Source organism: Cellulomonas sp. URHD0024 (genome assembly GCF_000426185.1).
Lineage (GTDB): Bacteria > Actinomycetota > Actinomycetes > Actinomycetales > Cellulomonadaceae > Cellulomonas.
Genome location: NZ_AUEW01000016.1, coordinates 17,530 through 31,017, shown reverse-complemented (window position 1 = coordinate 31,017; position 13,488 = coordinate 17,530). Strand labels below are relative to the sequence as shown.

17 protein-coding genes are annotated in these 13,488 nt (G+C 72.0%); 11 read left to right on the top strand and 6 right to left on the bottom strand.

The features are described 5' to 3' along the window. The first annotated feature begins 17 nt into the window (after positions 1-17). Complete coding sequence (locus I847_RS0115740; RefSeq protein ID WP_155856181.1) at positions 18-419, top strand: hypothetical protein; 402 nt, start codon at positions 18-20, stop codon at positions 417-419. A gap of 2 nt (positions 420-421) precedes the next feature. Here the strand turns inward: I847_RS0115740 and I847_RS0115735 are convergent, their stop codons facing one another. Further along, complete coding sequence (locus tag I847_RS0115735) at positions 422-1,198, bottom strand: hypothetical protein (protein ID WP_028050453.1); 777 nt, start codon at positions 1,196-1,198, stop codon at positions 422-424. Between the two features lie 78 nt (positions 1,199-1,276). On the opposite strand from I847_RS0115735, the gene I847_RS0115730 reads away from it, so the two are divergent. Next, a complete protein-coding gene (locus tag I847_RS0115730) occupies positions 1,277-2,164 on the top strand; it encodes a phosphoribosylaminoimidazolesuccinocarboxamide synthase (RefSeq protein WP_034610619.1) in 888 nt (295 codons plus the stop codon). Here I847_RS0115730 and I847_RS24160 read toward each other — a convergent pair. Further along, positions 2,128-2,952 (bottom strand): DNA/RNA non-specific endonuclease, encoded by an 825-nt coding sequence (locus tag I847_RS24160; protein WP_196804591.1) that lies wholly within the window; start codon positions 2,950-2,952, stop codon positions 2,128-2,130. The two genes, I847_RS0115730 and I847_RS24160, sit on opposite strands and share 37 nt — an antisense overlap. A gap of 20 nt (positions 2,953-2,972) precedes the next feature. Next, positions 2,973-3,902 (bottom strand): DMT family transporter, encoded by a 930-nt coding sequence (locus I847_RS24155; protein ID WP_034610617.1) that lies wholly within the window; start codon positions 3,900-3,902, stop codon positions 2,973-2,975. Between the two features lie 87 nt (positions 3,903-3,989). Here I847_RS24155 and I847_RS0115715 point away from each other — a divergent pair, with 87 nt between their 5' ends. The 8 genes from I847_RS0115715 (at position 3,990) to I847_RS0115680 (ending at position 10,660) form a co-directional block, all read left to right on the top strand. Continuing rightward, positions 3,990-4,319, top strand: coding sequence for a PadR family transcriptional regulator (locus I847_RS0115715; RefSeq protein WP_028050451.1), 330 nt, complete (start codon positions 3,990-3,992; stop codon positions 4,317-4,319). 2 nt (positions 4,320-4,321) lie between these two features. Continuing rightward, a complete protein-coding gene (locus I847_RS24150; protein ID WP_034610614.1) occupies positions 4,322-5,350 on the top strand; it encodes a hypothetical protein in 1,029 nt (342 codons plus the stop codon). Positions 5,351-5,404: 54 nt separating this feature from the next. Continuing rightward, the gene (purS, locus tag I847_RS0115705; RefSeq protein WP_028050450.1) at positions 5,405-5,668 is read left to right on the top strand and encodes a phosphoribosylformylglycinamidine synthase subunit PurS; all 264 of its coding nucleotides are present in this window, start codon (positions 5,405-5,407) and stop codon (positions 5,666-5,668) included. Then, positions 5,665-6,360 (top strand): phosphoribosylformylglycinamidine synthase subunit PurQ, encoded by a 696-nt coding sequence (gene purQ / locus I847_RS0115700; RefSeq protein ID WP_028050449.1) that lies wholly within the window; start codon positions 5,665-5,667, stop codon positions 6,358-6,360. The genes purS and purQ overlap by 4 nt, the downstream gene beginning before the upstream one ends. A gap of 7 nt (positions 6,361-6,367) precedes the next feature. Continuing rightward, the gene (locus tag I847_RS25825; protein WP_028050448.1) at positions 6,368-7,321 is read left to right on the top strand and encodes a GNAT family N-acetyltransferase; all 954 of its coding nucleotides are present in this window, start codon (positions 6,368-6,370) and stop codon (positions 7,319-7,321) included. Between the two features lie 74 nt (positions 7,322-7,395). Further along, complete coding sequence (locus I847_RS0115690) at positions 7,396-8,460, top strand: LLM class flavin-dependent oxidoreductase (RefSeq protein ID WP_028050447.1); 1,065 nt, start codon at positions 7,396-7,398, stop codon at positions 8,458-8,460. Between the two features lie 10 nt (positions 8,461-8,470). Further along, positions 8,471-9,847, top strand: a complete 1,377-nt coding sequence (locus I847_RS0115685; protein ID WP_028050446.1) for an NtaA/DmoA family FMN-dependent monooxygenase — start codon at positions 8,471-8,473, stop codon at positions 9,845-9,847. A 15-nt stretch (positions 9,848-9,862) separates the two neighbouring features. Next, positions 9,863-10,660, top strand: coding sequence for a DUF1684 domain-containing protein (locus I847_RS0115680; RefSeq protein WP_028050445.1), 798 nt, complete (start codon positions 9,863-9,865; stop codon positions 10,658-10,660). Here I847_RS0115680 and I847_RS0115675 read toward each other — a convergent pair whose 3' ends face one another. Next, complete coding sequence (locus tag I847_RS0115675; protein WP_028050444.1) at positions 10,661-10,978, bottom strand: hypothetical protein; 318 nt, start codon at positions 10,976-10,978, stop codon at positions 10,661-10,663. A gap of 110 nt (positions 10,979-11,088) precedes the next feature. Here I847_RS0115675 and I847_RS0115670 point away from each other — a divergent pair, with 110 nt between their 5' ends. After that, positions 11,089-11,571 (top strand): pyridoxamine 5'-phosphate oxidase family protein, encoded by a 483-nt coding sequence (locus tag I847_RS0115670; protein ID WP_028050443.1) that lies wholly within the window; start codon positions 11,089-11,091, stop codon positions 11,569-11,571. A 6-nt stretch (positions 11,572-11,577) separates the two neighbouring features. Here I847_RS0115670 and I847_RS0115665 read toward each other — a convergent pair whose 3' ends face one another. Both I847_RS0115665 and I847_RS0115660 read right to left on the bottom strand, forming a co-directional pair. Then, positions 11,578-12,201 carry a DUF1345 domain-containing protein gene (locus I847_RS0115665; RefSeq protein WP_028050442.1) on the bottom strand — a complete coding sequence of 208 codons (624 nt, stop codon included), beginning with the start codon at positions 12,199-12,201 and terminating at the stop codon, positions 11,578-11,580. A 35-nt stretch (positions 12,202-12,236) separates the two neighbouring features. After that, on the bottom strand, positions 12,237-13,481 hold the full coding sequence (locus I847_RS0115660) for an O-succinylhomoserine sulfhydrylase (protein ID WP_034610630.1): 1,245 nt from the start codon (positions 13,479-13,481) through the stop codon (positions 12,237-12,239). Positions 13,482-13,488 lie beyond the last annotated feature (7 nt).

The window sequence follows — 13,488 nt, the reverse complement described above, 5'->3', positions numbered from 1 at the left end:
TGGGGCAGTATCGCTGCATGGGCGGATTCGTGTACGGGGACGGGGCCTGGGGCGGCGACGCCGCGGTCACGCCGAGCCTGCAGATCGAGGTGCGCGACGGAGACATCGCCAGCGTCGAGTACGCGCCGGCGCCGCCGGGCCTCGGACGCTTCTACCTGGGGTTCCAGCCGCGCGACTTCTTCGACGACCCCGCCGAGTCCGACCCCGTCGACCTCGCCGCCGAGGCCGAGGCGTTCGCAGACTGGGCGCTGCTGGTGGGTGCGGTGGACGTCGAGGCCAAGCACGTGCGGCGGCTGCTCGCGGAGGAGCACGTCGACGAGCCCGAGGACACGTTCGTCGAGGAGACGGTCGAGCGGCTCATCCGGCTGGTCGGGCTGCCGATCCCCGAGGGGCTCGAGGGCGGTGCGGACCTCCTCTGAGGTCAGGCTCCCGCGGCGGCCTGGACCTTCGAGGTCGCGGTGGTGGTCAGCTGGGCGAAGAGCGTGGGGTCGATCGTTCCCTCGCCGCCCGCGGCGAGCGTGAGGACCATGTGTCCGACGGCCACGACGGCCGTGTCGAGCGTGAACGTCCCGGCGTCCTCGCCTCCCGCCCCCGTGAGCTGCCCGGTGATGCGCAGGCCGACGACCTGGTCGCCCATGGCGGGGATCTGTATCGCCGCCAGGTGGTAGCTCGAGATGGTCCCGTCCTGCGACGTGACCTTGTACGCGGGGCAGGACGCCATCCACGACCGGACCGCCGTGATCATGCCCGCTCCGGCGCTCCCGTCAGGCCACGTGGAGACCTCCTCGGTGACGTAGGCCCGCTCCGGGGTGTAGAACCCGACCCGCGCGAACGCGACCGCCGGGGCCGACGGGGTGCCGGCCAGTCCCATCTCGGCGCACGGCGCCGGGTCGACGGACAAGGCGTTCGGCGCGGCGAAGCCGAGGCTCGTCGCCGGTGCGTCGTGCGCGGGCGGCGTCCTGGGCTCCCACCCGGCGGGGACGTCGGCGGCAGCCAGGAAGGCCGAAGCGATCTGCTCGGCGGTCAGCGCGAGTCCGCCGGCGGACGTCGCGACGGGGCCGGCTGCGACGACCGGGACGGGCGTCATGCCGGGCAGCGGGGGCGGCGCGGCCGAGACCGGTGGCTGCGCACACGCAGCGGCGAGCACGAGCACGCCGACGAGACCGGCGGCTGTGCGAACGAGCCGCGTGGAGCGCATGCCCAAGCAACGGCATCCAGGGCGGCCGCAGTGATCGACCGTTCGGGTGAGCCTTCGTCGTGCGCCACACTTGTCCCCGTGACTTCTGAGCTCCCCGGCTGGACCCACACGTACTCGGGCAAGGTCCGCGACCTGTATGTGCCGACCACACCGTCGGAGCTCGGGGACGTGGTGCTCGTCGTCGCCAGCGACCGTGTGTCCGCCTACGACCACGTGCTCAGCCCCGGAATCCCCGGCAAGGGCGTCGTGCTCACCACGCTCAGCCTGTGGTGGTTCGACCAGCTCGCCGACCTCGTGCCCAACCACGTGGTCTCGACGGACGTCCCGGCCGAGGTGTCGGGCCGCGCCATGATCTGCCGCCGGCTCGAGATGTTCCCTGTCGAGTGCGTCGCGCGCGGCTACCTGACCGGTTCAGGGCTTGCCGAGTACGAGGTGTCCGGCTCCGTGACGGGCATCTCGTTGCCGCCCGGACTGGTCGACGGGTCGCGGCTGCCGTCGCCGATCTTCACGCCCGCCACCAAGGCCGCGCTGGGGGACCACGACGAGAACGTGCCCTTCGAGACGGTGGTCGAGACCATCGGTGCCGACGACGCCGCAACCCTGCGTGACCTCACGCTCGCCGTCTACGCGCGGGCCGAGGGCATCGCGCGCGAACGCGGCGTGATCCTCGCTGACACCAAGCTCGAGTTCGGCACCGACCCGGTGACGGGTGCGATCACGCTCGGCGACGAGGTGCTGACGCCGGACTCCTCGCGGTTCTGGCCGGCGGACGCCTGGGAGCCGGGCCACGCGCAGCCGTCCTTCGACAAGCAGTACGTCCGTGACTGGCTGACGTCGTCGGCGTCCGGCTGGGACCGTCGCTCGGACGCGCCGCCGCCCGGCCTGCCGCAGGACGTCGTGCTCCGGACCCGTGACAGGTACCTCGAGGCCTACGAGCGGCTCACCGGGTCGGCGCTCGGGCTCTGACCGAGCACGATGTCGTCCTCCGTCGTCAGCTCGATCCATCGCGAAGCGCGCGCCGCGGTTGCGGGCTCCAGGACGTCGGCGGCAGGCAGCGGCCCGAGATCCAGGCCGGTGAGCCCCTCGACGTCGGCGACGGGCAGCTGGAACGTCAGGAACGGGCGCAGCGGCGGGACGTCGCGCGGCAGGTTCGCGATCAGAGACGACTGGTCGAGCAGGAACGCGGCGGAGCGCAGGTCGGTGCCGCCGACAGCCCAGGCCGCCACCTTCCAGAACCTGCGTGGTATCCCGACGCCGCGGTAGACCGGGTCGTCCTCGGCGAGCACCGGACCCGTGAACACCGACAACCGCAGCAGGTACGTGCTCGCGTAGGTCAGCATGTGGTCCTCGAGACCCGCCCAGAGCTGCTCGCCCTGGTTGAACGCGGAGGCCTGCGGGGCCACGTTGGGGTAGGCGAAGGTCTGCTCGTTGGCGGCCGCGGCCGCCGGCCCCCAGACGGGGTCGCGACGGCGGACCAGGTGCCCGCGGTCGAGGTCGTTGTGCGCGTACAGCTCCGGCCCGGCCTGCTCGCTCGCGGGGACGCGTGGATCGAGGTGCCAGTCGTCGGTGCGGGGCAGGTCCCGCAGCCTCGCGCCGTCGATGTTCACCGCCGTCGCAGCCGCCAGCCTGCGCACCGGGTCGAGCAGCACCGTGAAGTGCGTCGACGGCAGCTCCCGGACGGTCTGCGTCGTTCGCGGCAGCGGCACCGGCGGGCCGAGGAACTCCGGGTCGTACCCCGGTTCTGCGGTGCTCACGTGGCGACGGTACCGAGCGGTCAACGCGCCGTCACGGTCTCCCGGGCGATGCTCGCCGTTCGGCGCCGGCGCGCGGCCCCCAGCTGCGTCAGCGCGACACCGGCGAGCACGATGGCGCCGCCGACCGGCTCGTACCAGGTCAGACCCTCGTGCAGCACGACCACGCCGAGCGCGGTCGACACGACCGGGATGACGTAGGTGACGCTCGCCGCGACGGTCGCACCCGCCACGGACATGACCCGCCAGAACAGCACGTAGGCCAGCCCGGTCCCGCCGAGGCCGAGCGCGAGCAGCGCCAGCGCCGGTGCAGGCGCGAGCGGACCGGGCCGCGGCGCCGCGGCGGCGAACGGCAGCACCACCAGTGCGCCCACCACGAGCTGGACGGCCGGCGTGGCGACGGTCGACATCCCGGTGCTCGTCAGGCGGAACCGCCCCCACGCGTTCCCTAGGCCGTAGCAGAAGGTCGCGCCCAGGAGCATGAGCCCGCCGGCCAGGTCGATCGTCCCGGCGTCCCAGACGCCGAGCAGCACGGCGATGCCGCCGAACCCCAGCAGCAGCCCGCCGAGCTGCACCCGGTCGGGCCGTTCGGTGGGGATCAGGAGCGCGACGAACAGGGCCGTGAACAGGGGAGTGGTGGCATTCACCAACCCCGCGAGCACCGTGCTCACCCGTTGCTCGGCCAGCCCGAAGAGCACGAACGGGATTGCGGTCATCACCGCGCCGACCAGGACGAAGTCCCCGATCAGGCGCCGCTGCACCCGGACGCGTTCGCGACGGACCAGCAGCACGACGACGAGCAGGGCGAGGCCGACGACGATCCGCCCGAAGGCGACCTGCGTGGGCGTGAACGACTGCAGCGACGTGGCGATGAACAGGAAGCTGCATCCCCACAGCACGGCGAGCAGCAGGTACGAGCCGAGCCATCCACGCGTCGACCCGGAGGAGCTCATGCGCGCATCATCACCCCTACCGGTGACATCCCCGACGAATTGCCCTGATGGGTCGCCGCGCGATATATATCGACCGTGACATTTCGGATGAGCGAGCAGGCATACCTGGTCCTGCTCGCGCTCGCCCAGGAACCGCGGCACGGCTACGGCGTCGTCCAGGCCGTCAAGGAGATCTCCGACGACCGTGTGCATCTGGGGGCGGGAACGTTGTACGGCATCCTGGACCGGCTCGTCGCCGCGCAGTACGCAGAAGCGTCGGGCGAGATCGTCGTGGACGGCCGCCTGCGCCGCTACTACCGGCTGACCCCGTCGGGCCGCGACGTGCTCACGGAGGAGACCGCTCGGATCGCGGGCCTCGCCGCGCGCGCCCAGCGACTGCTCGCCCCTGCCGGCCGCCTCGCCCTGGGCGGTGCGTGACGATGGCGACACCCGAGCACTGCACCTCGTTCGAGCGGTCGGCGCACCGCTATCTGCGCGCGTACCCACGCCGTTGGCGGCTGTCCAAGGAGGCGGAGGTCACTGCGGTACTGGCCGATCTTGCCGGACCAGGTGCGACCAGGCTGGACCTGCGGTCCGGCGCGGGGCTCGTCGTGAACGGATTCCGCACCCGCCACCGCGAGCGTCCGCCGCTGCACCTGCTCGCCGCGTACCGGATCTTCGGGAGGCGGCTGCCCCCGCGGTACCGCGGCTGGGTTCGCGACGACATCGAGGGTGCGCTGCTCGGCTTCCGTCAGATGGTGTGGCGCTTCTCGCCCATGATCTTTGCCTGGGTGGTGGTGCCACTGGTCATCGGGCATCCAGTCGCGTGGAACCTGCTCGGCCCCTACTTCTTGCTCCTCGCCACCGTGACCGCTGCGACCGCGGCGCGGAGGCGGCGTACAGAGGCCGGAAGGCACCTCGTCCCGGGGGTCGACGAACCGTTCGGCCCGTCGGATCTCGCGCGTGGGTGGATCCTGCGGGACCGCGTCCGCGCCCGCCCGATGCTCGGCCGGCTGGCGTGCGCGGCGGCGGTGGTGGCGGCGATCGCGACTCCGATGAGCATCGGCGGCGCTCGGTGGGTGCAGCCGGTGGCGTTGGCCGTGGGGGCTGCGATCGCTGTCCTGGCAGGTCGGCGGCTGCGCCGGGTGGTCCCACGCCGACGCGAGCAGGGGGCTCGTCGGATGGTCGACCACGGGACGCACTGGGACGCAGCCATCGTGCTCGGTGCGGCGCTGCTGATCGGGCTGGCCTCCCTCTGGGGACAGGTGGCCGTCGCGATCTCGGCTTCGGCTGTGGCGCTGCTCCCTGTGCTGGTGGTGGCGTGGCGCGAGGCCGCGCGGACGTTGGGAGAGCTGGCGCTCGTCGACGTCTGGACGATCGGCGCCACCGGGCAGGTCTCGCCCGTCGACCGGGTCGTGAAAGGGATCTTCGCGCCCCCCATGGACACCGGCACGGAGCTCGCGCAGTGACTCGCTAGAATCGCCGCGACCCCCCACCGCCGCGCGAACACCTGGAGCCCTTTCGTGGGACGAGTCGTCGTCGATGTCATGCCGAAGCCCGAGATCCTCGACCCGCAGGGCAAGGCCGTCGCCGGCGCCCTGCCGCGGCTCGGGTTCGGGCAGTTCGCCTCGGTCCGCCAGGGCAAGCGGTTCGAGCTCGAGGTCGACGGGCCGGTGACCGAGGAGGTCCTGGCGGCGGCCCGCGAGGCCGGCGAGCACGTCCTGTCCAACCCGGTGATCGAGGATGTCGTCGCGGTCTACGAAGACGCGCAGGACGCTCAGGCATGACCCGCGTCGGCGTCGTCACCTTCCCCGGCACGCTCGACGACCGGGACGCGGCACGCGCGGTCCGCCTCGCCGGCGCCGAGGCCGTGAGCCTGTGGCACGGTGACGCCGATCTGCACGGAGTCGACGCGGTCGTCCTGCCCGGTGGCTTCTCCTACGGCGACTACCTGCGCGCGGGCGCGATCAGCCGGTTCGCGCCGGTCATGGGTGAGATCGTCGACGCCGCCAACAAGGGACTGCCGGTACTCGGCATCTGCAACGGGTTCCAGGTGCTCACCGAGGCCCACCTGCTGCCGGGCTCGATGATCAAGAACGACCACCTGCACTTCGTCTGCCGCGAGCAGGTGCTGTCCGTGGACAACGTGGACACCGCGTGGACGCGCGACTACGCGCCCGGCGAGCACATCACGATCCCGCTGAAGAACCAGGACGGCCAGTACGTCGCCGACGAGCACACGCTCGACGAGCTGGAGGGCGAGGGCCGCGTGGTCTTCCGCTACCAGGGGGCGAACCCGAACGGGTCGCGACGAGGCATCGCGGGTATCTCGAACGCCGCGGGCAACGTGGTCGGCCTCATGCCGCACCCCGAGCACGCGGTGGAGCCGGGCTTCGGTCCGGACGGCGCCAAGGGCCCCCGCACGGGCGTCGACGGCCTGCGCTTCTTCACCTCGGTCCTGACGGCCCTCGTCGGCTGAGCCAGGCGTGATCAGCCTCGTCACCTGGGACGATCCCGCGGCGCAGACGCTTCGCGACGCCCAGCAGCGCGAGCTGCGCGAGCTGTACGGCGACGACGACATCGGTCACGAGATGACCGCTGAGGACATCGTCGCGATGGTGCTCGTGCACGACGACGACAGGCCCGTGGCCTGCGGCGCGATCCGCGACGTCGGCGACGGCGTGGGGGAGCTCAAGCGGATGTACGTGGTGCCGGAGGCGCGCGGACGCGGGTTGTCGCGGCGCGTGCTGACGGAGCTCGAACATCTTGCGCTCGACAGAGGCTTCCATCGGCTGATCCTCGAGACCGGCGTCCTGCAGATCCAGGCGATCGGCCTGTACCTGTCGGCCGGCTACCGTTCGATCCCCAACTTCGGCGAGTACGCCGACGAGACGTCCTCCCGCTGCTTCGCCAAGGAGCTGCATGCCGAGCCTCGTCGGCCAGGACCACGAAACGGCGGCGTGCTCACCCTGCGCCGCGTGCCGTGGGACCACCCCGACGCGGTCGCGCTGCGCTACGCGATGTGGCTCGACATCGAGGTCCGCTACCCGGAGATCGTCGCCGTCACGCCGGGCGGCTTCGCGGTCGACGACCCGCAGCAGGGCGTCGGCACGATCAGCTCGGTGGTCGCCGACCTCGACGGTGTGCCGGTCGGATGTGCGTCCCTGCGGGCCGCCAAGGACGGTTACCCCGCCGGCTCGGGGGAGCTGAAGAAGCTCTGGGTCGACGACGAGGCACGCGGCGCCGGTGCCGCCCGGGCGCTCCTGACGGCGATCGAGGACGACGCCCGCGCCGCCGGTCTGACCAGCGTGGTGCTGCAGACCGGCATCCGGCAGCCCGAGGCGGTCACCCTCTACCTGTCCGCGGGTTACCGGCCGATCGCGCCGTTCGGGCCCTACGTGAACGACTTCCTGTCGCTGCTCTTCGGAAAGGTCGTCTGAGCGGCCGTCTCGCATCGCGGGACTTTCCGGCCAACCCCTGGTCAACCGGCGGTTCTGCCTTACGGTCCGCGGCCATGACACAGTTCCATCTCGCCGTCGAGCTGACGCCCGCCGGTCTGCACCCCGCCGCGTGGCGCCTCCCCGAGCAGGACGCCGCCGGCGCATTCACCGCCCGTCACTGGCTCGATCGTGCGCGCGCCGCGCACCGTGCCGGGGCCTCCCTCGTCTTCGTCGACGACTCCGCGGCCGCACCGCTCGAACGCCCCGGCCGGTTCGTCGGCAGCCTCGACGCCGTCGGCATCGCAGCGCTGCTCGGCCCGACGACCAGCGGGATCGGCCTGGCGCCGGTCGTCCCGGTGACCTACCGCGAGCCGTTCCACGTGGGCAAGGAGATCCAGACGCTCGACCACGTGAGCCTGGGCCGGGGTGCCGTCCAGATCGACGTGGCCGCGCCCGCCCTCGACCCGCGCTCCGGCGCGGAGGCCCTCCGCTACGACGAGCGCGTGCCGCGCGAGCTGCCCGCCCTGTGGCGCGAGGCCGAGGACACCATCGAGGTTCTCGAACGGCTGTGGGACAGCTGGGAGGACGACGCGATCATCCTCGACGAGATCACCGACCGGTACATCGACCGGGACAAGGTCCACGCGATCGAGTTCACCGGCGAGTTCTTCTCGGTGCAGGGCGCGTCCATCACGCCCCGCTCCCCGCAGGGCCGGGCGGTCGTGGTGATCCGTGGCGACGAGCCGAACGCGCTCGCGGTCGCCTCGCGGCGCGCACAGGTCATCCGTGTCCGGACGGCGCAGGCGGCAGCGGCCGCCCGGTCGGTCGCGGCAGACGCGACGGTGCTGCTCGACGTCGACGTGCTGGTCGCGCCCAGCGACGAGGCGGCCGCCGCCCTACGGGCCACCCTCGACGCGTTCGAGCCCTGGACGTGGGACGGGGTCGTCGTGGGTGGACCCGAGACGGTCGCCGGCGCGCTGACCGCCCTCGCCGGCTCGGTCGACGGGGTCACGGTCCGCCCGGTCGCGGGCGACGTCGCACTGCTGGAGGGGCTGCTGCCCCTCGTCGAGGTGCGCGCCACGCTGCGCGAGACCCTCGGCCTGCCCCGCCCGACGAGCCGCTACGCGGCCGCACGCTAAGGACGCCACGATGACCACCAAGAAGCAGATCCATCTCGGCGCCCACTTCCCGGGCGTCAACCACCACACCGTCTGGACCGACCCGACCCACACGCCGCAGACGCAGTCGGCGTTCGCGTCGTTCCAGCACCTGGCCGCGACGGCGGAGCGCGGGTTCTTCGACTTCGTCTTCCTGGCGGAGGGTCTGCGGCTGCGTGAGCACCGCGGGCAGCTCGTCGACCAGGACGTCGTCGGCCGGCCCGACACCTACGCCGTCCTGGCTGCCTTGGCCGGGGTGACCACGCACGTGGGCCTCGCCGGCACCATCAACGCCACGTACAACGACCCGTACGAGCTGGCCCGCCAGCTCGCGACGCTCGACCACCTGTCCGGGGGCAGGGCCGCGTGGAACGTGGTGACGTCGTCGGACGCCTTCCACGGTGCCAACTTCCGCCGTGGCGGCTACCTCGACTACGCGGACCGGTACGAGCGGGCGCGCGAGGTCGTCGAGACAGCGCGCGCGCTGTGGGACGCCTGGGCACCGGACGCGATCGTCGACGACGGCGGGAGCTTCGTCCGTCCGGGGTCGCTCGGGACGGTGCGGACCCCCGGGCCGCTCGTCGACATCGAGGCCCTTCCCACGTACCCGCGCCCGCCCCAGGGGCACCCGGTGATCCTCCAGGCCGGGGACTCCGACGGCGGTCGCGAGCTCGCGGCCCAGGTGGCGGACGCGGTGTTCTCCCGGCACAGCGCGCTCGACGACGGCAAGGCGTTCTACGCGGACGTCAAGGGCCGCCTCGCGCGCTACGGTCGGCGGCCCGAGGACCTGCTGATCCTGCCGGGCTCGTCGTTCGTGCTCGGCGACACCGCGGCGGAGGCCGAGGAGCGGCTGCGCGAGCTCCAGCTGCAGACGGTCCGCCCGTCGGTGGCGCGCGGGTTCGTCGAGCAGCTGTGGAACCGCGACCTGTCCGCGTACGACGTCGACGGCCCGCTGCCCAGCATCGACCCGCTGGTGGACGCACCCTCCATCACCAACGGTCGCGCCAGCATGTTCAAGGACCCGGTCGCCATCGCGCGTCAGTGGCGTGAGCTGTCCGAGTCCAAGGGGCTGTCGATCCGGGAGCTCGTCATCTTCGTCATCGGGCGCTCGAACTTCGTCGGGACCCCTGAGCACGTCGCCGCCGAGATCGACCGCTACGTGCAGGAGGACGCCTCCGACGGCTTCATCCTCGTGCCCCACCTGACGCCGCACGGTCTCGACGAGTTCGCCGACAAGGTCGTGCCGCTCCTGCAGGAGCGCGGCTCGTTCCGCACGTCGTACGAGGGCTCCACGCTGCGGGAGAACCTCGGCCTGCCCGCCGCCGAGGCATTCGGCCGCACCCTGTCCGACTCCGTCACTGCATCCTGAGAGGGACCACACACCATGACCGTCCTCACCGACACCTTCACCACCGACTGGGAGACCTGGCACGCCGAGCGCGAGGCCTACTTCGCCGAGCCGCACGGTTGGGTCGCCATCACGGCGCTGCACTGGCTGACCGCGACGCCCGCGGTCTTCGACGAGTTCCCGGGCCGCTGGACCGCTGCTCAGGGTGGCGTCCTGACCATCGAGGCGGCCGCGGCCGACGGACTGGTCCTGCCGGACGGCGACGTCGTGGACGGCGTCGCCACCCTCGACCCGATCGAGGGCGGCCCGGGTCTGCGGGTGCGCTCCGGCGACCTGATCCTCGAGGTGGCCCGCCGCACCGCGCACGTGATCATCCGCGTGCACGACCCTCGCGCCCCGCAGCTCGCCGCGTTCACGGGGATCCCGGCCTACGCACCCGACGCGCGGTGGACCGTCACCGGCAGGTTCGAGGCGTACGACGCACCCCGCACGGTGACCACCGGTGCGGTCGTGGAGGGTCTGGAGCATCACCACAGCGGGGTCGGCACCGTGACGTTCGAGCTGGCGGGCGTCGCCCAGTCGCTCGTCGTGTTCGACGGGGGAGCGCGCGGCCTGTCGGTCCTTTTCCGCGACGCGACGAGCGGCGTCACCACGTACCCGGCGGCACGCACCCTGGCGCTCGGGCCGCTGGGCGACGACGGCTCGACCACCCTCGACTTCAACCGCGCCGCCAACCTGCCCTGCGGACTGACCGAGTTCGCCACGTGCCCGGTCCCGCCGGCCGAGAACGTGCTGACGGTCGCGGTCGAGGCCGGCGAGCAGTGGGTGCGCTGATCAGGCGCTGACGTTGCGCCGGGCAACCTCGGCGTACCGCATCCAGTGGTCCTCCTGGTCGGGCGGCAGCGAGACCCAGTCGTAGAACTGGCGTCCGCCGCCGCCCGGCGACCAGACGGTGGCGCCGGGAAGCGCGAGGGCCTCGGCGTGCTCCGGCGAGGAACGGCCCAGCTTGACCGCCAGGTGCTCGTCGCCGGTGAACGCCGCGAACATGGACGACCCGACCTTGAGCATGGGGTGGCCCATCATCTGGCCGAGGGTCGCGCCACGGGCGACGAGGTCCACGGCGATGGCGTCGAACTCCGACTGGTTGGCCATGCCGCCAGCATCGCGCGGTTAGCCGGTCCGCTCCAGTGGTGGCGGCCGCGGAGCATGCCTACCGTGGCCGGATTCACCGGGCGACCGGTCGACATCCAGGAGGCTTGCCGATGACGCACGACGACGACCTCGCCACCGTGGCGAAGCTCATCAAGGACACGAGGATCGCCATGCTGACCACGGTCGGCAGCGACGGTGCACTGGTCAGCCGACCGATGGGCGTGCAGGACGTCGACTTCGACGGTGACCTGTGGTTCTTCGCCGACGAGGACAGCCACAAGGTGCACGAGATCGAGTCGGGGAGCCCCGCCAACGCCGCGTTCGCCGGCTCGACGTCGTGGGTGTCGGTGTCCGGCGAGGCCGACGTCGTGCGGGACCTGGCCAGGATCAAGGAGCTCTGGGGCCCGACGGCAGAGGCGTGGTTCCCGGACGGACCGGAGACCCCGGGCGTCGTGCTGATCGCCCTGCGCGGCCGGACGGCCGAGTACTGGCAGTCCCCGGGAGGCCGGCTCACCACGGTGCTCAGCCTCGTCAAGGCCAAGGTGACCGGCGAGCGGTACGACGGCGGCGAGAACGAGACCGTCCCGCTCTGACGTCGTTCAGATCGACGCGACGAGGTTCACCAGCAGGGCGATGATCACGGTCCCGAACAGGTAGCTCAGCAGGGCGTGCACCAGCGCCGTCCGCCGCATGGCCGACGAGCTGAGGTCGGTGTCGGAGATGGCGAAGCTCATGCCGACCGTCACCGCGACGTAGGCGAAGTCGGTGTACCGCGGTCCCTCGGCCTGGTGGAAGTCGATGCCGCCGGCATGGTCCGTCAGGTACATCCTGGCGTAGCGCAGGGCGAAGACCGTGTGGATCGCCGCCCAGGAGGCGATCACGCTCGCCATGATCGCGACCGTCGGCAGCAAGGTGCCGATGGACGAGTCGACGAGCACGGTGACCACCCCGACCAGAGTCACGAGAGCCGCCGTGATCACCAGGGCGTGCGACGCGAACCGGGTCGGCTCCTCGCTGGTGGCGTGCAGTGCGGTGTCGTCGGGAGTCATGGGGGCGCACGCGACCCACGTCGACACGACGAACACGGCCGCCACGGTTGCCCAGCCGGCCAGGAGGGCGGCGAGCACCGACGACCAGCCGACCACCACGCCGACCAGGACGCCGAGCAGCACGCCGACGCCGAGCCGGATCGCCGGGGAGACCGCGGCGCGTCGGGAGTCCATCCCGACAGTCTCCCCGGCGGGTGCCGGGAAACCGATCAGCGTGCCAGTGTGTCCAGCGCCTGCGTGAGGTCGTCGATCAGGTCGTCGGGGTCCTCGAGGCCCACGGAGAACCGGAGCGTCGACTCGCCGATGCCGACGGCCGCGCGACCCTCGGCACCCAGCTTGCGGTGCGTCGTGGTCGCCGGGTGCGTCACGATCGACTTCGCGTCGCCGAGGTTGTTCGAGATGTCGATGATCCGCAGGGAGTCGACGACCCCGAACGTCGCCTTCTTCGCGACCTCCGGCGTCGCGCCGTCCGGCACCGCGAGGTCGAACGTCACGACGGTGCCGCCGCCGGACTGCTGCTGCAGCGCGAGTGCGTGCTGCGGGTGCGAGGGCAGGTACGGGTAGCGGACCGCGGCGACGCCCGGCTGCTCCTCGAGCCACTGGGCCAGGCGAAGGGCCGACGCCGTCTGGTGCCGGACCCGAACGGAGAGCGTCTCGAGGCCCTTGAGCAGGACCCAGGCGTTGAACGCCGACAGGGACGGGCCGGTGTTCCGGATCATCGTCTGCACCGGGCCGTGGATGTACTCCTCCGAGCCCAGGATGGCGCCGCCGAGCACGCGGCCCTGACCGTCGATGTGCTTGGTCGCGGAGTAGACGACGACGTCGGCACCGAGGTCGAGAGGCCGGGAGAGCACCGGCGTCGCGAACACGTTGTCGACGATGACCAGGGCGCCTGCGGCGTGCGCGAGCCGGGAGACCGCCTCGATGTCGACGAGGTCCTGCATCGGGTTGGACGGTGTCTCGAAGAACACGACGTCCGCGGGGGTCGACAGGGCCGCCTCCCACTGCGCGAGGACGTGCCCGTCGACGTAGTCGGTCTGCACGCCCCACTGGGCGAAGACCTCCTCGAAGAGGACGACGGTCGAGCCGAAGAGCGCTCGGGCGGCGACGACGCGCGAACCCGACTTGGCGACGGCGGCCAGCGCGGTGAACACGGCCGACATCCCGCTGGCGGTCGCGAAGGCCGCCTCGGCGCCGTCGAGCAGCCGCAACCGCTCCTCGAACGTGCTCACCGTCGGGTTGTTGTAGCGCGAGTACAGGAACCGGTCGTACTCGCCGGCGAACGCGGACTCGGCCTGCGCCCCGTTGTCGTAGACGTAGCCCTGGGTCAGGAAGAGCGCCTCGGACATCTCCTGGAACTGCGACCGCACCAGCCCGCCGCGCACGGCGAGCGTGTCGGGACGGAGGGTGCCCCGCGGCACCTTCTTGTCGTCCCAGTCCAAGGGACCGGGCACGCGCGCG

Coding starts and splice junctions, on each gene's coding strand:
- I847_RS0115740 (WP_155856181.1), top strand. CDS start 18: ATGGGCGGATTCGTGTACGGGGACGGGGCCTGGGGCGGCGACGCCGCG.
- I847_RS0115735 (WP_028050453.1), bottom strand. CDS start 1,198: ATGCGCTCCACGCGGCTCGTTCGCACAGCCGCCGGTCTCGTCGGCGTG.
- I847_RS24155 (WP_034610617.1), bottom strand. CDS start 3,902: ATGAGCTCCTCCGGGTCGACGCGTGGATGGCTCGGCTCGTACCTGCTG.
- I847_RS0115715 (WP_028050451.1), top strand. CDS start 3,990: ATGAGCGAGCAGGCATACCTGGTCCTGCTCGCGCTCGCCCAGGAACCG.
- I847_RS24150 (WP_034610614.1), top strand. CDS start 4,322: ATGGCGACACCCGAGCACTGCACCTCGTTCGAGCGGTCGGCGCACCGC.
- purQ (WP_028050449.1), top strand. CDS start 5,665: ATGACCCGCGTCGGCGTCGTCACCTTCCCCGGCACGCTCGACGACCGG.
- I847_RS0115690 (WP_028050447.1), top strand. CDS start 7,396: ATGACACAGTTCCATCTCGCCGTCGAGCTGACGCCCGCCGGTCTGCAC.
- I847_RS0115685 (WP_028050446.1), top strand. CDS start 8,471: ATGACCACCAAGAAGCAGATCCATCTCGGCGCCCACTTCCCGGGCGTC.
- I847_RS0115680 (WP_028050445.1), top strand. CDS start 9,863: ATGACCGTCCTCACCGACACCTTCACCACCGACTGGGAGACCTGGCAC.
- I847_RS0115675 (WP_028050444.1), bottom strand. CDS start 10,978: ATGGCCAACCAGTCGGAGTTCGACGCCATCGCCGTGGACCTCGTCGCC.
- I847_RS0115670 (WP_028050443.1), top strand. CDS start 11,089: ATGACGCACGACGACGACCTCGCCACCGTGGCGAAGCTCATCAAGGAC.
- I847_RS0115665 (WP_028050442.1), bottom strand. CDS start 12,201: ATGGACTCCCGACGCGCCGCGGTCTCCCCGGCGATCCGGCTCGGCGTC.